Below are 19,526 nucleotides of genomic sequence, written 5' to 3' on the forward strand. Positions count from 1 at the left end.
CCAACAAAGAAAAACCGCCGGGTTTGCGCCCGGCGGTTTGAGATAACCGTTGTCTTGCCGCCTTAAGCGGCGCGGCGGTTCTGTGTGGCCGGACGGCCGTCATTGACGCGGAAGCCGCGGATGAGCCCGAGCAGATCTTCGGTGTCGGCAGCGAGCGTTTCGGCCGATGCCGTCGTCTCTTCGGCCATGGCGGCGTTCTGCTGCGTGGCGGCGTCGAGCTGGTTCATCGAAGACGAGATCGAGCGCAGCGTCGTATCCTGTTCGGAGGCGCTGTGGGCGATCTTCGAGACGATCTCGTTGGCCGCCTTGATCTGGTCGGAGATGCGCTTCAGCGCTTCGCCGGCCTCGCCGACAAGGCGGACACCCTGGTCGACCTGGCCGGAGGAGCGGGCGATCTGGTCCTTGATCTCCTTGGCGGCGGCGGCAGAACGCTGCGCCAGTTCGCGCACTTCCTGGGCAACGACGGCAAAACCCTTGCCGGATTCGCCGGCACGCGCGGCCTCGACGCCGGCATTCAGCGCCAGAAGGTTGGTCTGGAAGGCGATCTCGTCGATGACGCCGATGATCTTGCTGATCTCTTCCGATGACTTTTCGATGCCGCTCATCGCATCGATCGCCTGGGCGACGACGGCGTCGCTGCGCGAGGCTTCGGTCGAGACGGCATGCACGCGCTTGCTGGCCTCATGGGCGCCTTCGGCGGTCTGGCGCACGGCGACGGTCAATTCGTCCAGCGCCGCCGAGGTTTCCTCGAGGCTTGCGGCCTGGCGTTCGGTGCGCTGCGACAGCTCGTTGGAGGCGCGGCGGATCTCTTCCTTGGAAACGCCGATGTCATTGCCCTTGGCATTGACCCGGCCCATGGCGGCTTCCAGATGCGACAGCGCCTCGTTGAAGTTGTTGCGCAGGCCGGCATAGCCGATGCCGATATCGCCGCAGCGTACGGTCAGATCGCCCGCGGCCAGCGCTTCGAGCGCCCGGCCGATGGTGGAAACGACACGCGCCTGCTCATGCGCTTCGTCTTGCTGCTGGCGAAGGTTCTGTTCGCGCTCATTGCTGATTTCCAGCTCTTGTGCGGCCTGACGATCCGCCAGCGCATGGCGTTCGCGGACCTTCTCCTGCAGCGCCAGGGTGGCCTTGGCCATCAGGCCGATTTCGTTACGCATATCGGCATGCGGAATGACGATCTTCACGTCATCATCGGCCACCGCCTTGAGGGCGGTATGGACGTCGGCGAGCGGCTTGGTGATGCCACGGATGAAATAGAGGGCAGAACCGATGCCGACCAGGAAGACGATGCCGCAGATCAGCAGCGCATTCCACATGGTTGCGCGAATCTGGACCTCGAGGTCGTCCAGGTAGACGCCGCAGCCGAGAACGATCTGCCAGGGTTCAAAGGCTAGTGAATAGCTGCCCTTCAGGAAAAGCTCGCCGTCGGGATGGCCGGGCTTGCCCCAGTAGTAGACTGTACGGCCGCCGCCCTTGATGCCCTTTTCGACCATTTCCTTGCTGAAATGTGTGCCGTTCTTGTCGACCTGGCCGGACATGTCCTTGCCGACATTGGCCGGGTTCGGATGAATGCGCATAATGGCGCTGTAGTCAAAGCCGAAGAGATAGCCCGACGGCTGGAAGCTGACATGCGAGAGGATCTTGAAGGCCTCGGCCTGGGCGGCCTCATGCGTCATCTCACCGGATTTTTCGCGCTGATAATATTGATTCAGCACCGAAATACCGGACTCGACCTGCGTGCGGAGCATGTCGAAACGGTCGTCATAGATGGAGTCTGCCTGCGACCGGATCTGGAAATAGGTCGCCACGGCAAAAGCGGCCATAAGCACGCCCAGAAGCGCGAAGAGTTGATGGGCGATCTTGAGATTCTTCATAATGCCTCGCAACAGGGTACGGTGAATACCGGCGCGGTATTCTACCGCCTGTGCGATCGCCTGGGAGACCCCCAATACGCTTGCCGCTGCTCGAAATGACATGCTGCTGTCCGGTGCAAGCAAAGTCGCGCTTTATGTCTAAGAAAGTTTTAATCAAACCGCGCGATCAGAATTTAAGCGGATTTAATCAAGCGCTTAGTTGCATCGCAATAAATAATACTAACTGGCTTTCAAGTTTATCCAGAATTGGCGGCAAAGTTTTATGCTTTGCTATACAAAACGAATGCGCCCCTGCTTCTCTTCAGGGGCGCATTGGTCCGCCTCGCGGCAGACCCCGTCGACCGAAACTTTGGCCGGGCGGGGCAGGGAACAGGGTCGAACGGCTATTGTTACTGGCGAAGTTCAAAGCCGGAGACATCGAGCGGCACGGGTGCCTTCGTCTTGGCGGATTCGGGCAGGGCAGCCGTTTTTGCTGTGAGGTCGATGCCGTCGTTCGAAATGCCGGCAGCTTGGAGAGCCTCGGGCGTCGGCTTGGAGATGAAGACGACCGGCGAGCCGCCCATCCAGGCTTCGGTGCGCACCACCTTCTTCTGGCCATCGATATCGCGCACGACGATGGACTGTGTGCCCGGCGTCAGGTCCGGCACCACATAATCCTTTTTGACCGTTTGCGGCTTAAGCGCCGGGCAATCCGTGCAAACCTGCTGGATGATGCTGTCGCCGTCAGTTTCCGTCTTGCTGTCGATGGGCTGGATCGACGACGCCATGGCCGAGCCGGCGGCCAGCACAGATGCCAAAGTCAGGAACAAGAGACGCATAAAAAACCACTCCGTCTTACATGATGGAGAGATTAGTGTTCCTTTGTTTCCATCCCGTCAGAAGATTTGCTAAAAGTTTAGCGGAACCGCAGAAATCGGGACAGACGAGCGGTTTTTACTTCAAATCTTTTCGCGTCCGATTGCGCGCCAGCCGATATCGGTGCGGTTAAAGCCATTCGGCCATTGCACCTCGGCAGCAAGGGCATAGGCACGCTTTTGCGCCTCGCCGACGGTCTTGCCGGTCGCGGTGACATTCAGCACCCGCCCGCCGGTCGCGACCAGCGCGCCATCCTGCAGCGCTGTGCCGGCATGAAACACCTTGGCGCCGTCGCTGTCGGCGGGCAGGGCTGATATCGGCGTATTCTTTGCATAGGAGCCGGGATAGCCTTTCGAGGCCATGACCACAGTCAGCGCCACGTCGTCGCTCCACTCGGCACTGACCTGATCCAGCGTGCCGTTGGTGCAGGCAAGAAGCAGCGGCAGCAGGTCGCTCTTCAGCCGCATCATCAGCACCTGGCATTCCGGATCACCGAAGCGGACATTGTATTCGATCAATTCCGGTCCCTTGGCGGTGATCATCAGCCCGGCGAAGAAGACGCCCGAGAAGGGATGGCCGCTTTCCGCCATGCCGCGGATTGTTGGCTCGATGATTTCCTTCATCGTGCGCTCGACCATCTCTGTGGTCATGACCGGAGCTGGGGAATAAGCGCCCATGCCGCCGGTGTTCGGGCCGGTATCGCCGTCGCCGACGCGCTTGTGGTCCTGGGCGGTGGCGAGAGGCAGCGCATGCTTGCCGTCGCAAAGGCAGAAGAAGCTCGCCTCTTCGCCATCGAGATAGGCTTCGATCACGACTTCGGCGCCGGCCGCGCCAAATGCACCTTCGAAGCAATCATCGACAGCGGCGAGTGCCTCCTCGACCGTCATGGCGACGGTAACACCCTTACCGGCGGCAAGCCCATCGGCCTTGACGACGATCGGGGCGCCCTGCGCGCGAATATAGGCTTTCGCTTTCGGCGCATTGTTGAAACGCTGATAGGCGCCGGTCGGGATATCGTAGCGAGCGCAGATATCCTTGGTGAACCCTTTGGAGCCTTCCAACTGCGCGGCTGCAGCCGATGGCCCGAACACGGCGATGCCCTCGGCGCGCAAGCGATCGGCGAGCCCGGCGACCAGCGGCGCTTCCGGGCCGACGACGACGAAGTCGATGGCCTTTTCTTTGCAGAAGACAACGATCGCGCCGTGGTCTTCGATATCGATGGCGGCAAGCGTCGCATGTTCGGCAATGCCGGGATTGCCGGGCGCGGCGTAGAATTCCGTCATCAGCGGCGATTGCGCCAGCTTCCAGGCCAGCGCATGCTCGCGTCCGCCCGATCCGATCAACAGAACTTTCATGGCTTGCCCTTCTGTAGAGTGGTCAGCGTTTCACGGAATCGCTTTCCCGCTCTATCCATTTGTTTTCCGCATTCCGGACGAAAAACCGCTTCACACTTTTCCTGGAACTGCTCTTAGGTCCACTTGCGCGGTTAAGGGCCGTTGGACCAAAGGTCAAGCGGCAAATCCTGTGGAGGCCCAGGCTACAACATTGCCACGCCTTTTTGTGGCACTATGGTCCCCGCACTTCTATCAAGTTCAGAGAATCATATGGCCGCCGATATTCGCTCCCTTGCCGCAACCATCGCCACTGAGATCAATTCGCGTGCGGATCAGGCCAAGGCCGCGATCGAGCTTCTCGACGAAGGCGCGACGGTGCCATTCATCGCCCGCTACCGCAAGGAAGTGACCGGCGGTCTCGACGACGGTCAGTTGCGCACGCTGGCGGAGCGCCTCGTCTATCTGCGCGAGCTGGAGGCCCGCCGTGCGGCGATCGTCGAGTCGATTACCGGCCAGGGCAAGATGACCGACGAGCTGATGCGCAAGATCGCCGTGGTCGCCACCAAGGCAGAGCTGGAAGATCTTTATCTGCCCTACAAGCCGAAGCGTCGCACCCGCGCCGAAATCGCCAGGGAGCGCGGCCTCGGCCCGCTTGCCGATACCATCCTTGCCGATCGCTCCAAGGAGCCGGCCGTCCTTGCCGAGGGTTTCATCACCGCCGACGTGCCCGATGTGAAGACGGCGCTCGAAGGCGCGCGCGATATCATCGCCGAAGGCATTGCCGAAAATGCCGATCTGCTCGGCAAGCTGCGCACCTATATGAAAACGAATGCGGTGCTGAAGGCCAGGGTCGTCGACGGCAAGCAGGAGGCGGGCGCGAAATTCGCCGACTATTTCGAACATCAGGAGCGCTGGGCAACCGCTCCCGGCCATCGCGCGCTTGCCATGCTGCGCGGCTGGAATGAGGAAGTGCTGACCCTGACCATCGAGGTCGACGTCGATGCCGTCTCGCCGAACAAGCCGGTCGAGCGGATGATTGTGTCGGCTTACGAGATCGGCACGAGCAAACCCGGTGACCGCTGGTTGATGGATGTCGCGAGTTGGACCTGGCGGGTCAAGCTTTCCATGTCGCTGTCGCTCGACCTGATGCGAGAGCTGCGCGAACGCGCCGAAGAGGAGGCCATCCACGTCTTCGCCCGCAATCTGAAGGATCTTTTGCTCGCGGCACCGGCGGGATCGCGCGCGACCATGGGTCTCGATCCGGGCATCCGCACCGGCGTCAAGGTTGCCGTAGTCGACGGCACGGGCAAGTTGCTGGAGACGACGACGGTCTATCCCTTCCCGCCGAAAAACGACGTGCGCGGCACGCAGGCGACGTTGGCTGCACTCGTACGCAAGCACAAGGTCGAGCTGATTTCCATCGGCAACGGCACGGGCAGCCGCGAGACGGAGAAACTGGTGGCCGATATGCTCGCCGACCTGCCGGCACCGAAACCGACTAAGGTGATTGTTTCGGAGGCAGGCGCATCCGTCTATTCCGCCTCGGAAACGGCCGCGCTGGAATTCCCTGGTCTCGACGTGTCGCTGCGCGGCGCCGTCTCCATTGCCCGTCGCCTGCAGGATCCGCTGGCGGAACTCGTGAAGATCGAGCCGAAGTCGATCGGCGTCGGCCAGTATCAGCACGATGTCGATCAGCAGAAGCTGTCACGCTCGCTCGATGCGGTCGTGGAAGATGCGGTGAACGCGGTCGGTGTCGATCTCAACACGGCATCGGCGCCGCTGCTTGCGCGCGTCTCCGGTCTCGGCCCGTCGATTGCCGACGCGATCGTTAAGCATCGCGACGGGGAGGGACGCTTCGAGACCCGCCGCGACCTCCTGAAGGTCGCGCGCCTCGGCCAGCGCACCTTCGAACAATGTGCCGGCTTCCTGCGCATTCCCGATGGCAAGGAGCCGCTCGACGCCTCATCGGTGCATCCGGAAGCCTATGGCGTGGCCAAGCGGATCGTGGCCGCCTGCGGCCGTGATCTGCGCAGCCTGATGGGTGATGCCGCCGTGCTGAAGGCGGTCGATCCGCGCCAGTTCATCGACGAAAAATTCGGCCTGCCGACAGTGCGCGACATCCTTGCCGAACTCGAAAAACCCGGCCGCGATCCGCGCCCGAGCTTCAAGACCGCGACCTTTGCCGAAGGGGTTAACGAGATCGGCGATCTCAAGCCCGGCATGCTGCTGGAGGGCACGGTGACCAACGTCGCTGCCTTCGGCGCCTTCGTCGATATCGGCGTCCACCAAGACGGCCTTGTCCACGTCTCGCAGCTCGCCGACCGCTTCGTGAAGGACCCGCATGAAGTGGTCAAGGCCGGCGACGTCGTGAAAGTGAAAGTTGTGGAGGTAGACGTCAAACGCAAACGAATCGGCCTCTCCATGCGCAAGGATGTCAGCGCCGTGGCAGCAACGCCTGGGCAGCAGTCACGCGAAAAAAATAGCGGGCACAACGCAGGCGGTAGGCGTGACAGTGGTCCGAAACCGGAGCAGCAGGGCAGCTTCGGCGCCGCTCTGGCGGACGCGCTCAAACGAAAATAAGGACTTAGCGAGACTCAGTGCAAGAATGTCACACTCTGGCAGAGTTGTTGCCGGAGCGCTAACGAGTGCGAAAAGGTGCGCTTGCCACATTGATGTGACGCGTTAAAGTCAGCGCTAATGTCATGTCATCATAGGCGAGGCGTCCATGGCGTCGGCACTCTTCTCGATTGTCAAAAAAATCGTCCGTAAAGGCTCTCTGAAACTTACACTCGCGTCCGGCGAGACGCATATGATCGGCGATGGGTCCGGCGAAATGGTTGCCGTCCGCGTCGCCGACCAACAGGCGGAGGACGCGGTTGCGCGCGATCCGACCCTGAAGCTCGGTGAAATGTACATGGAGGGGCGCTTCATTCTGGAGCACGGGGATATCTATGAATTCCTCTCGCTCGTGAAGCAGAATACCACCAACGAGATTTTTGACCTGCGCATGGCGGCGCTCCTGATCGGCCGCATTGCCTGGCAGCAGATCAAGAGCCGCTCGCCGATCAACCGCAACAGATACAATGTTGCGCATCACTATGACCTGTCGGCCAAGCTGTTCGATCTCTTCCTTGATGATGACTGGCAGTATTCCTGCGCCTATTTCGTGCCGCCTGGCATCAGTCTGGACGAAGCGCAACTGGCCAAGAAGCGCCATATCGCCGCCAAGCTGCTGGTCGAGCCAGGTCAGCGCGTTCTTGAGATCGGCTCCGGTTGGGGCGGCATGGGCATGTATCTTGCCGAAGCCAATCCCGGCCTCGATTTCACCGGCATCACGCTCAGCGAAGAGCAGCTCAAAGTTTCGCGCGGCCGCGCCGCCAAGCGTGGGCTGTCCGACCGCATGCGCTTCGAGCTTCAGGACTACCGCTATCTGACAGGCAGGAAGTTCGACCGCATCGTCTCGGTCGGCATGTTCGAGCATGTCGGCATCGGCGACTATGGCAAGTTCTTCCGCAAGGTCCACGAATTGCTCGACGACAACGGCGTCATGGTGCTGCACTCCATCGCCCGTCCGAAGCCGAGCTTCGCCACGAACGCCTTCATCGAGAAGTACATTTTCCCTGGCGGCTACATTCCCTCTGTTGGAGAGGCAACGGCGCCGCTGGAAAAGGCCGGGCTTATGGTCAAGGATGTCGAAGTCCTGCCGATGCATTATGCCCATACGCTGCGGCACTGGCGCAATCGTTTCGTGGCGCGCAAGGCGGAGGCTGTCGCGCTCTACGACGAGAAGTTCTTCCGCATGTGGGAATTCTATCTGGCCGGCTCGGAAATGGGCTTCCGCTGGGATGAACTCTTCATCATGCAGCTCCAGATTACCAAGAACCAGTTCGCTGTTCCCGACAACCGCAATTACATCGCCGAGCGGGAAGCGAAACTCAGACTATTCGAGGCGACCAGAGCGCCGCTGGAAAAGGTGACGTTCTAAAGCGACCGCTGCTGTTTGAGATTGCGCCGAGCCATGAGTTTCCGTAACCCGGCGCATTCATTTCGGCCCTGCCGGGCATGTATTACTTGACCACTTGAACGGTCAGATTCTCGTCATTGACTTTATTGGCATACAACACGGTCATGCGCAGGCCGAATTGATCCGTGCCGGTGAAGCCGGGATCGGACGTGTAATAGACCGTCGTTCCCTCAACCGGTTTGCCGCTGCAGATATAAGCATCGCTGTCCTTGTCGTATTTCACGCGAACCGGGCCATGTTCGAAAGTGACCTTGCCGTGGCTGGGTTGCTTAATGATCCCCGTATAGGGATAGGAGTTGAACGTGCAGTCTCGCTTCACGGAAGCGGCCATGCCAAGAGCGGTCTTTTTGCCGGAGATCACTCTGTGGGAGTATTGGTTTTGTTTGGCGCCATCAAGCGGCGTGCCAACGCAGCCTGAAAGCGTCATGCCGATACCGATAAATGCGCTGAGAGAAATCAAAGAGATAGTATTCATTCCGGTCTATTCCTGAATAATGCCTTAGGTAATACCCATGATTGAGTATCCTATGCCGGAATTAAATCACCGCGACACATCGGCGCAGGCTAGAATCCGAAGAAATCGCCCTTAAAGTTTCGCCGTTATTCCCCGAATTCAGGCGCGTTTGGTTAAGAGAGCGGTAACGTGATCGGGATAATTTGCGGCCACTCTGAGGGTGTGTATGGCCTTTTGTATTGCGTATTATGGAGTTGCGTTGTGTTTGCGAAATCGCGTCTATTTTTCACCCTCGGCCTGTTTTCCGCCTCGGCGGGCGCCGCTTTCGCCGGAGACGGCCAGCATTTCTGGTCGGGTGATTGGTATCTAAGCGTCGGTGCAGCCGGTTTCACGGCGCCGAAATTCGAAGGTAGCAAACACAACAAGCTGCAATGGTCGCCGTTGATCTCGGTTGGCAAACAGGGCCCAGGCCCGCGTTTTTCCTCCCGCAACGACAATCCCTCTTTTGCGTTCATCGACAATGACGGTATCCGGGCCGGTATCGTCGGCAAATTTGTGCCGAGCCGAGATTCCAGCGATGGTCACGAACTGAAGGGCCTGAAGAAGGTCAAGTGGGGCGCGGAAGCCGGCGGTTTCGTCGAAGCCTATCCGACCGATTGGCTGCGTGCCCGCGTCGAAGTCCGCCAGGGTATTCGCGCCCATAGCGGCGTTGTCGCCGATGCCGCTGTCGACGCCTTCACCGATATCACGCCGGAACTGCGCCTTTCCGGCGGCCCGCGCATGACGCTCGCTTCCCCCGATTATTTCGACACCTATTACGGCGTTAACGCCAAGGAGTCGGCGGCATCCGGCCTCAGCCGCTACAATCCGGGCGGCGGTATAAAGTCCGTCGGCGCTGGCGGCGCGCTGACCTGGAAGGCGACGCAGAACTGGACCACGAGCGCCTTTGTCGAATACAGCCGCCTGACCGGCCCGGCAGCCGACAGCAGCCTCGTGCGCGAGCGCGGCGACCGCAACCAGTTGCTGGTGGGCGTTTCCGCCAGCTACAAGTTCAACTTCACGATGAACTGAAAAGAGCGGGGCTTCAGCCCCGCCGCTTGACCGCAGGCGCTGGATATCACTACTAGTCGTCTATGCAAAAGACAGGCGACATCAATGGGCGCGTCGCAGACGCGTCCTCCGGCAACTGGGTTTACCGCGTCCTGCCCCCGGCGCTTTGGCCTTACGCGCAGCTCGCGCGCTGGGATCGGCCGATCGGCTGGGAGCTTTTGATGTGGCCGTGCTTCTGGTCGGCCACGTTGGCGGCCAATGCCGCCCTGGCGGCGGGCAAGGCCTCGCCCGGCTTTTTGCTGATCTACCACCTCTTTCTCTATTTCGTCGGCGCCGTTGCCATGCGCGGCGCCGGCTGCGCCTATAATGATCTGGTCGATCATGAGATCGACATGGAAGTGGCCCGCACGCGCTCACGCCCGCTGCCCTCCGGCCGCGTCACGCGCTGGCAGGCGAAGGTTTTCATAGCGCTGCAGGCGCTGGTCGGCCTTTTGGTCCTGCTGCAGTTCAATTGGTTCAGCGTCGTTCTCGGCGTGTTGTCGCTCGCCATCGTCGCGCTCTATCCCTTTGCCAAGCGCTTTACCGATTGGCCGCAGTTTTTCCTGGGGCTGGCTTTCTCCTGGGGTGCGCTGATGGGATGGGCCGGACTGTTCGGCAGCCTGTCGCTCGCCCCCATCGTACTTTATGCCGCCGCCATCCTGTGGACGATCGGTTATGACACGATCTATGCCCATCAGGACAAGGAGGATGACGAGCTGATCGGCGTGCGCTCCACCGCCCGGCTCTTCGGCGACAAGACGCGCCTCTGGCTGGTTGGCCTCTACGGTACGGCGCTGCTGCTGCTGCTGTTGTCCTTTGCACTGGCGGGAGCAGGGTGGCTCTCCTATATCGGCCTTCTCGTCGCCGGCGGCATGTTCGCCTATCAGATTGCCGTGCTCGACATCAACGATGGGCAACAATGCCTGATCCTGTTCAGATCCAACGGCAAGGTCGGCCTCATCATCTTCGCCGGCCTCTTCCTGTCGTTTCTATTTCTCGTTCCGTGATGTGAAAGACGGCCGCGTTACGGTTTTGCTATAAGCGGTGGGTGCTCAGCATGGGATATAGCATCCGATTGGCTCAGGAAGCGGATGTGGAGGCCATCAGCGCAGTGGTCTTGTCCGCTCTTCGCGAAACCAATGCGAAGGATTATTCGCAGGACATAATCTCCCGCGTCGCACAGAATTTCACTCCCGCCGCGGTGCGAAAGCTCTTGGCAAGCCGGATTGTTTGCGTGGCGACGAACGGCGAAAATGTCGTAGGCACTGCCAGTCTCGACGGCGCGGTAATCCGCACCGTGTTCGTATCCCCATCGATGCAGGGACAGGGAGTGGGAACCCAACTGATGGCCGAAATAGAGTTGATAGCGCGTGGTAAGGGTATCACGACCCTTGCCGTGCCGTCGTCCGTCACGGCGCAGGCTTTCTATGCGAAGTTGGGCTATCAGGCCGTGAGGGATAACTTCCACGGGGATGAACGGACGATCATTATGGAGCGTTCGCTGGAGCAATAGCCATATCGGCCGCATGGCTGAATGCCTGCGGCCGATCATGGGCAATATGCTGCGATTTTGATCTCGGGTATTTTAACTCCGCGCGATGATCTCGCGGCCTTCGATCTTCATCTTAACGCCGAGCTTGCCGGTCGTGCGGCGCACGAGGAAGCGCGGGCGGCGATTGGCGAAATAGGCGTGACGGCGACGGGGCTGGAGGTCACGGGTGGCGACGCCGCCCAGATGCTCTTCCAGCGGACGGGCAACGCCATCGGCTTCGATCATCATCATCGGAATGCGGAAGGCTTCCGACCATGAGCGCCAGTCGGCGGCGATATCGCTCAAATCATGGGCGACGAGGAGGGGGATGCAGAGATCCGGGTCCTCATGATGCAATTCCAGTGTCACAGTGACTTCGCCGTCGCCATGGTCGATGGCACGGGCGGCGACGCCCTTGAAGGCACGCTTTGGTAATGCGACCGACAGCGGCAGACCGCTGGACGGCAATATCTTGCGCAGCACTGCGCCACGCTCGTCGATCGTGATGGTGACATCACCCGCGGTACCGCGCATGGCATAGCTGACCTGTTGCGGAAAGCGCGTCGGATCAAGCCGCAGTGTGGTTCCAGCCCAGTCGGGCTTCAGGACGGTATTAGTCATCTAAATCTCTACCCTTGCTTTACCTGAGAGCCGGTTTTCCGGTCTTCTTACGGAGAACCTCATGTCCTCTCGTTGGGTGCAGATTAGGCGGCCCCCCTTCCAGACAGCTTAAAAATCGCGGTTAAGAAAACTTTGCGTCCTCAAATGGTTAGCAAAATCGAATGTGGCAGGGTTTCTATTAGATGAATGCTTGGCTGGCCGTCCGTGTCCCGATCTGACGCAGGCGGTAGAGGAAGTATTGTAAGTCTCAGGTAAGGTTTACCTGCGATATTGCCGATAGATTCGCCTGCATATATTAGAGACTTATTGGGGTTCACGCTGATGATATCCACCTATCTTGGCTATTCGATCGCGACCCGGAGCATGGCGACGACGCTCAAACAGGTGGCAACGCAGCCTGAGAACAAGCGCGAGATCGATTATTACAACGCCAATATTGGCAAGGTCACCAGCGTCGACGACTTCATGAACGACTATCAGCTCTATAGCTACGCTATGGAAGCCTACGGTCTTTCGGACATGACCTATGCCAAGGCCTTTATGAAACAGGTGCTGACCAGCGACCTCAGCGACTCCAGCAGTTTCGCAAACAAGCTGACGGATTCGCGCTACAAGGAATTCGCAGCGGCGTTCAATTTCGGCACGAGCAGCTCCTCTTCGGCGCAATCCAGTGAACAGGAAGACGATCTGGTCGGCCTTTACAAGCAGTCGTTTACGACTGAGGAGACCAACGCCGAGACTGAAACAAGTTATTACAGCCAGCATATCAGCGACGTTAAGACCGTGGATGATCTCCTGGGTAACACGCGCTTGAGAAACTATGTGCTGCAGGCCTATGGCATCGATCCGACGAATGTGTCGAACACATTCCTGAAGCAGATGCTGACGAGCGACCTCAGCGATTCCAGCAGCTTCGTAAATCAGAACGGCAGCGCCGCCGACAAGGCGATCGTCGCCGAGTTCAATTTCAATGCCGATGGAAGCGTGAAGACGACGACCGCGGACGCCGACACGACCTACTATCAGAGCCAGATCAGCTCGATCACCTCCGTCGATGAGCTTACCTCTAATCCCAAGCTGTTCGACTATGTCAAAACGGCCTTCGATATCCCGTCCTACATCACCGCAGCCCAATTCAATGCCTCGGCCGAGGATGCGAGCGTTGCAAAGTCCAACGGGCTGACCAGTGTGCTGGCGCAGTTCAATTTCCAGTCCGACGGCACGGTCGCTAGCGGCGAGCAGGCGCAGACCGCCACCCAGCTCAGCACGACGACGTCAGCCTATGCGACGAATTATCCGGGCGGCCCGCAGACACTCGGTCAGACGGCCGACGTCATGAGCGCTTACAATTCCACCGTTCCCTCATTCACGACCGATGTCGGCGCCACGGATAACGATCTTTATTATAAGGACCACATCGGCTCCATCACCTCGATCGACGAACTGACATCGGACACCCGGCTCTTCGATTACGTCAAGACGGCCTATGGGATCGATGCGAGCACCCCCGCCGTCGTATTCAAAAACGCGTTCTCGGACTCCACCACCGCCTCCATTTTCGGCCTGAGTAATGTTGTTGCGGCGTTCAACTTTCAGTCGGATGGCACACTGGCGTCAGGCGACGTGGCGCAGTCACAGGCGGAGATCACCGCCGCATCGACCGCCTATATGAAAAATTACGCGACGTCGCAGTCGTCACTGACCACCGATGCGGTCAGCAACTACAAGACCCGCATCGCCAGTGTGAAGACGATCGACGACTTCTTCAAAACCAACGCCACCGCCGACAGCAACACGTCCAATGACGATCTTCCCGAGATCTACCAAATGGCGCTGCGCGCCTACGGTATCAGCTCGGACGAGATGTCGAAGACGCAGATGAAGAAGATTCTCGAAAGCGATCCCTACGATTCGAAAAGCTATGTCAGCTCGCTCAAGGACACGCGTTTCACCAATCTCGCCAAAGCCTTCAATTTCGATAGTAAAGGCAAGTTGAAGCCGCCCGTTCAGTCTTTGTCCCAGACACAGATCAATAGCTACATCTCCAAATATTCCAGCAGCGTGACTGCAGGGCTGACGGGTGCTCAGGAGACAAAGGCCGCAAGCGATGCAAAGGATGCCGCCACCTATTTTGCGACCAATATCGTCAAGGTCACCAGCGTCACCGATCTTCTGGCCGACAGCAAGCTCACCAATTTCATCCTGACTGCCAATGGCATCGACCCGAAGAGCGTCACCACCGCGACGCTGAAGAAGGCTTTCGCTTCCGATCCGAGCAACTCCAAGAGTTTCATCAACACGGATGATGGCTCTCAGTTCAAGAGCATCGTCGAAGCGTTCAACTTCGATACAGCCGGAAACCTGACTGACTCGAAACTGGGCACTACGCAAAACCAGGGCGCGATCGACCAGACGAACGACCTCTTCCTGCATCAAACCCTCGAGGATCAGCAGGGAGAGAGCAACCCCGGCGTACGCTTGGCTCTCTATTTCCAGCGCAAGGCGCCGGACATTAATTCCATCTACGATATCATGGGCGACACCGCGCTCTATCAGGTCGTCACGACGACCTTCAGCCTGCCGAGTTCGATCTCGTCGATGGATGTCGATCAGCAGGCCAAGGTGTTGGGCAAAGTTATCGATGTCAGCGATCTGAAGGACCCGGACAAGGTCACCAAGCTTCTGCAGCGGTTCTCCGCCATGTACGACATGCAGAACAATACGACCTCGTCGACATCGCCCGCACTGTCGATCTTAACGGGTTCCTCGACCGTCGGCATCAGCGCCGATACGCTGCTGTCGATCGCCCAGCTTTCCAATAAATAGCGAACCGTTTCGAAAAAAATGATGGTTGGTTCGCGCCGCTTCAATGTGCGGCGCGAAGCCGTCGATGCGCCTGTTGCAGTCGTGCCAGCATGAGGCGCCTACAGGCTCCGGAGACGTGGAATAAGCGCATTCGACATCAATCGGAAGGAACTTATTAACCGTCTTTGCCCTATTCGATTTGAGAAGCCAACGGCAATATCAATGACTGGGTTGCAGGTCTCATGCGTCTTTCTCGAACGAACATTTCGAATGCGGCAACGGGCTTCCTGCAGGAGGGAGAGCTCGACCCGGAGCAGGTCGCGGAAGAAGCCCGCCGGGCCGAGCAGATCGCCGCTCGCCGCGCTTTCCTGGAAGAAAAGATCCGCAATGCCCGCGAGGCAAAGCAGCGCGCTGAAGAACAGCGCCGCAAGGAAGAATTGCGGCTCGCCGAAGAGGCACGCCTGCGGATCGCCGCGGCGCCAAAGCCTGTCGTCGAAGCCTTGCAAGCCAGCACGGCGGCAGGCGGCCCCATCATGCCCGTTACGCCGCATGGGATTTCGGCCGAGGAGCTTGCCTCACCCGGCTGGCAAAACGCCTTCCTGATGGGACCGAACGTCCGTTTCACCCGCACGCGCGAAACCGAGATCATCAGCCGGCGCCCGCCTGCGGAACCTGCGCCCGTCCTGGCGCCTGCGGCGGTGAACCACGCCGCCATGCGCGTCGTTGAGCCGCCGGTCATCATCGAATCACATGTCTCGATCGATAATTCACAGACGGAGCAGGCGGCCGATTTCCAACTGCCGCCATGGGAGGACATGCCGTTCGCGGCTGAAACCTACAAGCCTACCGTAATTCAGAAATCTCCGGCGATGGAGCCGGACGCATTGGAGATGACCGTCATCGCTACCGCATTTCATAAAGCTCCAGCGATCGCGCTGGATGCCTCGCCGTCATTGCCGAAAACTGCAGAATCCGTTGCCGCGCCTGTGGTCGAGTCGCGGCTCGTCAATCTCTCCGATTTCGCCTTCTGGGATGCCATGCCCTTCGAAAGCGAATTTCTTGCCGCCGTCAGAGGCAAGCCGGTCCAGCCGGCAGTCGTTCCGGAGATCCAGTCCCGGGTCGAATCGATCATCGCAAAATTCCGCGTCGTCGAATGCCGCCGCCCATCGCCTGCCGTGGCCTCATCACCGGAAACCGGGGTTTCGCCTGCTATAGCGGCCGCTGCCTCCGCCGAGCCTGCTCCGGCTGTCGAGCCTGCCCCTGCCGGCACATTCGTGATGGACGAGCTTGCCGCGCTGGAAGCCTTGGCATTGGCGCCCTTCGCGCCGGCTCCGGTCGAAGCTGCCGCGCCGGCCGTCGTGGAATCAAAGCCGACTGAACCCGCTGCGTTCATCCCGCCCGCATTCGTCACCGCAGTATTCGCCATCGCACCCGAGGCTGTCGCCGAAGCCAAACCGGCCCCGGTCATGGTCGTCGCGCCGATGCCGGTTCGGACATCGGCACCGGCTGCCGCCGCTCCTGTCGTCGAAGCGAAGCCGGTTATTCCCGCTGTCGAAGCCGCCAAGCAGCGCCTGATCGATCCGCCGCCGTCGCAGATTACACCGCGCAGGGCTAACGCCCTGGCTCTTCCGGAGTGGCGGCCGATCGCCCCCAGCGGTGAGGGTGAATATGAACCGCCGCCTCGCGAACTGCTGCAGGAGCCGGTCGCCCGGACCGGCGTGATCATGACGCAGGAAACGCTGGAGCAGAATGCCGGTCTTCTCGAAAGCGTGCTCGAGGACTTCGGCGTCAAGGGCGAGATCATCCATGTTCGTCCCGGCCCGGTCGTGACGCTCTACGAATTCGAGCCGGCTCCTGGCGTTAAATCCTCGCGCGTCATCAATCTCGCCGACGATATCGCCCGTTCCATGTCGGCTCTATCAGCCCGCGTCGCCGTCGTTCCCGGCCGCAACGTCATCGGTATCGAACTGCCGAATGTCACCCGCGAGACCGTCTATTTCCGCGAAATGATCGAATCCGCGGATTTCGAGAAGAGCGGCTATAAGCTGGCGCTCGGCCTCGGCAAGACGATCGGCGGCGAGCCCGTCATCGCCGAACTCGCCAAGATGCCGCATCTGCTCGTTGCCGGCACCACCGGTTCGGGTAAATCGGTCGCTATCAACACCATGATCCTGTCGCTGCTCTATCGCATGACACCAGAGCAGTGCCGCCTGATCATGGTCGATCCGAAGATGCTGGAACTCTCCGTCTATGACGGCATCCCGCATCTGCTCACCCCGGTCGTGACCGATCCCAAGAAGGCCGTCATGGCGCTGAAATGGGCGGTGCGCGAGATGGAGGATCGCTACAAGAAGATGTCGCGCCTCGGCGTCCGCAACATCGACGGCTATAACAGCCGTGTCGCTTTGGCCCGCGAAAAGGGCGAGAGGATCCACCTCATGGTTCAGACCGGCTTCGACAAGGGCACCGGTGCCCCGATCGAAGAACAGCAGGAAATGGACCTGACGCCGATGCCCTACATCGTCGTCATCGTCGACGAAATGGCCGACCTGATGATGGTCGCCGGCAAGGAAATCGAAGGGGCGATCCAGCGTCTGGCGCAGATGGCGCGTGCCGCCGGCATCCACCTGATCATGGCGACCCAGCGTCCGTCCGTCGATGTCATCACCGGCACGATCAAGGCGAACTTCCCGACCCGCATCTCCTTCCAGGTGACGTCGAAGATCGACAGCCGTACCATTCTGGGTGAGCAGGGCGCCGAACAGCTCCTCGGCCAGGGTGACATGCTCCATATGGCGGGCGGCGGGCGCATCTCCCGCGTTCACGGTCCCTTCGTCTCCGACGAGGAAGTCGAGAAGGTCGTCGCACATCTGAAGCTGCAGGGCCGTCCGGAATATCTCGATACGGTCACCGCCGACGAGGATGAAGAAGACGAGGAAGAAGATACGGCTGTCTTCGACAAGGGCGCCATCGCTTCGGAAGACGGCGACGATCTCTACGAACAGGCGATCAAGGTCGTCATGCGCGACAAGAAGTGCTCGACCTCCTACATCCAGCGCCGCCTCGGTATCGGCTATAATAGGGCTGCATCCCTGGTGGAACGCATGGAAAAGGACGGCCTGGTCGGCCCGGCGAACCATGTAGGCAAGCGTGAGATCATCTCGGGCAACCGCAATGGTGGCGGCAATGCGAGCCAGGAAGACTTTGATTGATCCAGTGGGGGGTGGACGCGGGGTTTCGAATATGCCGTGCCTCCGCCACCCCCCTCTGTCACTGTCGTGACATCTCCCCCACAAGTGGGGAGATCGTTGGGAGTGCGCTGACCGCTTTACCATGCCATCATGCTTTGGTCTCCGCGGATGCGATGTTTGTCTGAGGCAAATATATGCCGCGAGTTGCCAATCTCCCCCTTGGGGGAGATGTCACGAAAGTGACAGAGGGGGGTATCAGAGGCTCGGCATACACAGAGCTTTCTGATCTTCAGACGGAAGCCCCTCTTTCTAAACCCGCAAAACCTTCCCCGGATTCATAACCCCCGCCGGATCAAACGCCATCTTGATCCGACGCATCAGGTCCATCTCGATTTCTGGGCGGATCGAGGCCAGTTCGTCGCGCTTCAATTGGCCAATGCCATGTTCAGCGGAGATCGAGCCGCCATGTTGCAGCACCAGCCCGTGCACGATCTCGTTCATCTCGTGCCAACGGCCAATGAACTCCGCTTTGTCCGCTCCGACAGGCTGCGAGATGTTGTAGTGAATATTGCCGTCGCCCATATGGCCAAAGGCGCAGATGCGGGCGCCGGGTATGGCCGCCATCACAGCCGTCTCCGCCTCGTGCATGAATTTCGGGATCTGCGCGACCGGGACGGACACATCGTGCTTGATCGAGCCGCCCTCCGGCTTCTGCGCGTCCGACATGCTCTCGCGCATGTGCCACAGCGCCTTCTGCTGCGCCTCGGAGCTGGCGATGGTCGCGCCCTGAACCAAGCCGGCCTCGTACCCCTGTTCCAGCAGCGTCGTCATCATCCGCTCGGCGGTTTCAGCCGAATCCGATGTGGAAATATCGATCAGCAGATACCAGGGATGCACTGTTTCCAGCGGATCGCGCACGCCGGGAATATTGCGGACGGTGAACTCGACGCCGATGCGCGGCATCAGCTCGAAACCGGTCAGCGCCGGTCCGCAGAGACTGGAAGCATTCTTGAACAACGTCAGCGCGTCCTCGAGGGACTGAATGCCGGCAAAGGCCACCTGATGACCGAGTGGTTGCGGGAAGAGCTTCAGCACCGCGCCGGTGATGACGCCGAGGGTTCCCTCGGCGCCGATGAAGAGGTCGCGCAGATCGTAGCCGGTATTATCCTTCTTCAGCCGCCGGAGGCCGTTCCAGATCTCGCCGGTCGGCAGCACCACTTCGAGGCCGAGGCAGAGCTGGCGCATATTGCCATAGGCGAGGACGGCCGTGCCGCCGGCATTGGTAGAGAGATTGCCAGCGATGCGGCAGGAGCCCTCGGAGCCGAGCGACAGCGGAAACAGGCGGCCATGCTCTTCCGCCGCCTTCTGCACGTCGGCCAGAATGCAGCCGCCATCGACGATCATGGTATTGCCGACCGGATCAATGTCGCGGATGCGGTTCATGCGCTCCAGCGAGAGGATAATGTCGGAGCCGCCTTCGCGCGGCGTCTGGCCACCGACAAGGCCGGTATTGCCGGTCTGCGGCACGATCGCTGTGCCGGTCTCGCTGGCAAGCTTCAGGATGGCCGAAACCTCTTCCACCGAGCCGGGCTTCACGAGCAGCGGCGATGCGCCATGATAGAGCCCGCGATTTTCGATGAGGTGCGGCGCGATGTCAGCCTCCTCCCGCAACGCATGCTTTTCGCCGACGATCGCGGTAAAGCGATCCAGAAGGGCGGGGGAGGGGGCGGAGCTGCTCATAGCGT

13 protein-coding genes are annotated in these 19,526 nt (G+C 60.0%); 7 read left to right on the forward strand and 6 right to left on the reverse strand.

Features of this window, described 5'->3' with window-relative positions; all coding sequences use genetic code 11:
- Positions 1-62 precede the first annotated feature (62 nt).
- The 3 genes from GGD50_RS01120 to purD all read right to left on the reverse strand — a co-directional run bounded on the left by GGD50_RS01120 (position 63) and on the right by purD (position 4,087).
- A complete protein-coding gene (locus tag GGD50_RS01120; RefSeq protein WP_107107191.1) occupies positions 63-1,877 on the reverse strand; it encodes a methyl-accepting chemotaxis protein in 1,815 nt (604 codons plus the stop codon).
- Positions 1,878-2,266: 389 nt separating this feature from the next.
- Positions 2,267-2,695, reverse strand: coding sequence for a plant virulence effector HPE1-like domain-containing protein (locus GGD50_RS01125; protein WP_107107192.1), 429 nt, complete (start codon positions 2,693-2,695; stop codon positions 2,267-2,269).
- Positions 2,696-2,815: 120 nt separating this feature from the next.
- Positions 2,816-4,087, reverse strand: coding sequence for a phosphoribosylamine--glycine ligase (gene purD, locus GGD50_RS01130; protein ID WP_107107193.1), 1,272 nt, complete (start codon positions 4,085-4,087; stop codon positions 2,816-2,818).
- Positions 4,088-4,336: 249 nt separating this feature from the next.
- Between purD and GGD50_RS01135 the strand changes: the two genes are divergently transcribed.
- Positions 4,337-6,646: a Tex family protein gene (locus GGD50_RS01135; RefSeq protein ID WP_107107194.1), complete on the forward strand. Its 2,310-nt coding sequence runs from the start codon at positions 4,337-4,339 to the stop codon at positions 6,644-6,646.
- Positions 6,647-6,791: 145 nt separating this feature from the next.
- Positions 6,792-8,051, forward strand: coding sequence for a cyclopropane fatty acid synthase (locus GGD50_RS01140; RefSeq protein ID WP_107107195.1), 1,260 nt, complete (start codon positions 6,792-6,794; stop codon positions 8,049-8,051).
- An 82-nt stretch (positions 8,052-8,133) separates the two neighbouring features.
- Here GGD50_RS01140 and GGD50_RS01145 read toward each other — a convergent pair whose 3' ends face one another.
- Positions 8,134-8,565 carry a hypothetical protein gene (locus tag GGD50_RS01145; RefSeq protein WP_107107196.1) on the reverse strand — a complete coding sequence of 144 codons (432 nt, stop codon included), beginning with the start codon at positions 8,563-8,565 and terminating at the stop codon, positions 8,134-8,136.
- Between the two features lie 276 nt (positions 8,566-8,841).
- On the opposite strand from GGD50_RS01145, the gene GGD50_RS01150 reads away from it, so the two are divergent.
- The 3 genes from GGD50_RS01150 (at position 8,842) to GGD50_RS01160 (ending at position 11,146) form a co-directional block, all read left to right on the forward strand.
- On the forward strand, positions 8,842-9,615 hold the full coding sequence (locus GGD50_RS01150) for a MipA/OmpV family protein (protein ID WP_246451057.1): 774 nt from the start codon (positions 8,842-8,844) through the stop codon (positions 9,613-9,615).
- A gap of 62 nt (positions 9,616-9,677) precedes the next feature.
- The gene (ubiA, locus tag GGD50_RS01155; RefSeq protein WP_107107198.1) at positions 9,678-10,640 is read left to right on the forward strand and encodes a 4-hydroxybenzoate octaprenyltransferase; all 963 of its coding nucleotides are present in this window, start codon (positions 9,678-9,680) and stop codon (positions 10,638-10,640) included.
- A gap of 86 nt (positions 10,641-10,726) precedes the next feature.
- Positions 10,727-11,146: a GNAT family N-acetyltransferase gene (locus tag GGD50_RS01160; RefSeq protein WP_343069871.1), complete on the forward strand. Its 420-nt coding sequence runs from the start codon at positions 10,727-10,729 to the stop codon at positions 11,144-11,146.
- 72 nt (positions 11,147-11,218) lie between these two features.
- Here the strand turns inward: GGD50_RS01160 and GGD50_RS01165 are convergent, their stop codons facing one another.
- Positions 11,219-11,785, reverse strand: a complete 567-nt coding sequence (locus GGD50_RS01165; protein WP_107107199.1) for a DUF6101 family protein — start codon at positions 11,783-11,785, stop codon at positions 11,219-11,221.
- A gap of 321 nt (positions 11,786-12,106) precedes the next feature.
- Here GGD50_RS01165 and GGD50_RS01170 point away from each other — a divergent pair, with 321 nt between their 5' ends.
- Together GGD50_RS01170 and GGD50_RS01175 are read left to right on the forward strand one after the other, a co-directional pair.
- The gene (locus tag GGD50_RS01170; protein ID WP_107107253.1) at positions 12,107-14,611 is read left to right on the forward strand and encodes a DUF1217 domain-containing protein; all 2,505 of its coding nucleotides are present in this window, start codon (positions 12,107-12,109) and stop codon (positions 14,609-14,611) included.
- Positions 14,612-14,832: 221 nt separating this feature from the next.
- Positions 14,833-17,802 (forward strand): DNA translocase FtsK, encoded by a 2,970-nt coding sequence (locus GGD50_RS01175; protein ID WP_107107200.1) that lies wholly within the window; start codon positions 14,833-14,835, stop codon positions 17,800-17,802.
- A 288-nt stretch (positions 17,803-18,090) separates the two neighbouring features.
- Here GGD50_RS01175 and GGD50_RS01180 read toward each other — a convergent pair whose 3' ends face one another.
- A complete protein-coding gene (locus GGD50_RS01180; RefSeq protein ID WP_107107201.1) occupies positions 18,091-19,521 on the reverse strand; it encodes an FAD-binding oxidoreductase in 1,431 nt (476 codons plus the stop codon).
- Between the last annotated feature and the right edge of the window lie 5 nt (positions 19,522-19,526).

The sequence above is a fragment of the Martinezella paranaensis genome (assembly GCF_014200235.1).
Taxonomy (GTDB): domain Bacteria; phylum Pseudomonadota; class Alphaproteobacteria; order Rhizobiales; family Rhizobiaceae; genus Rhizobium; species Rhizobium paranaense.

Bases quoted from the DNA above. Each gene is read 5' to 3' on its own strand.
- GGD50_RS01125 (WP_107107192.1), bottom strand. From the start codon at position 2,695: ATGCGTCTCTTGTTCCTGACTTTGGCATCTGTGCTGGCCGCCGGCTCG.
- GGD50_RS01175 (WP_107107200.1), top strand. From the start codon at position 14,833: ATGCGTCTTTCTCGAACGAACATTTCGAATGCGGCAACGGGCTTCCTG.
- GGD50_RS01140 (WP_107107195.1), top strand. From the start codon at position 6,792: ATGGCGTCGGCACTCTTCTCGATTGTCAAAAAAATCGTCCGTAAAGGC.
- GGD50_RS01145 (WP_107107196.1), bottom strand. From the start codon at position 8,565: ATGAATACTATCTCTTTGATTTCTCTCAGCGCATTTATCGGTATCGGC.
- purD (WP_107107193.1), bottom strand. From the start codon at position 4,087: ATGAAAGTTCTGTTGATCGGATCGGGCGGACGCGAGCATGCGCTGGCC.
- ubiA (WP_107107198.1), top strand. From the start codon at position 9,678: ATGCAAAAGACAGGCGACATCAATGGGCGCGTCGCAGACGCGTCCTCC.
- GGD50_RS01170 (WP_107107253.1), top strand. From the start codon at position 12,107: ATGATATCCACCTATCTTGGCTATTCGATCGCGACCCGGAGCATGGCG.
- GGD50_RS01135 (WP_107107194.1), top strand. From the start codon at position 4,337: ATGGCCGCCGATATTCGCTCCCTTGCCGCAACCATCGCCACTGAGATC.
- GGD50_RS01120 (WP_107107191.1), bottom strand. From the start codon at position 1,877: ATGAAGAATCTCAAGATCGCCCATCAACTCTTCGCGCTTCTGGGCGTG.
- GGD50_RS01180 (WP_107107201.1), bottom strand. From the start codon at position 19,521: ATGAGCAGCTCCGCCCCCTCCCCCGCCCTTCTGGATCGCTTTACCGCG.
- GGD50_RS01165 (WP_107107199.1), bottom strand. From the start codon at position 11,785: ATGACTAATACCGTCCTGAAGCCCGACTGGGCTGGAACCACACTGCGG.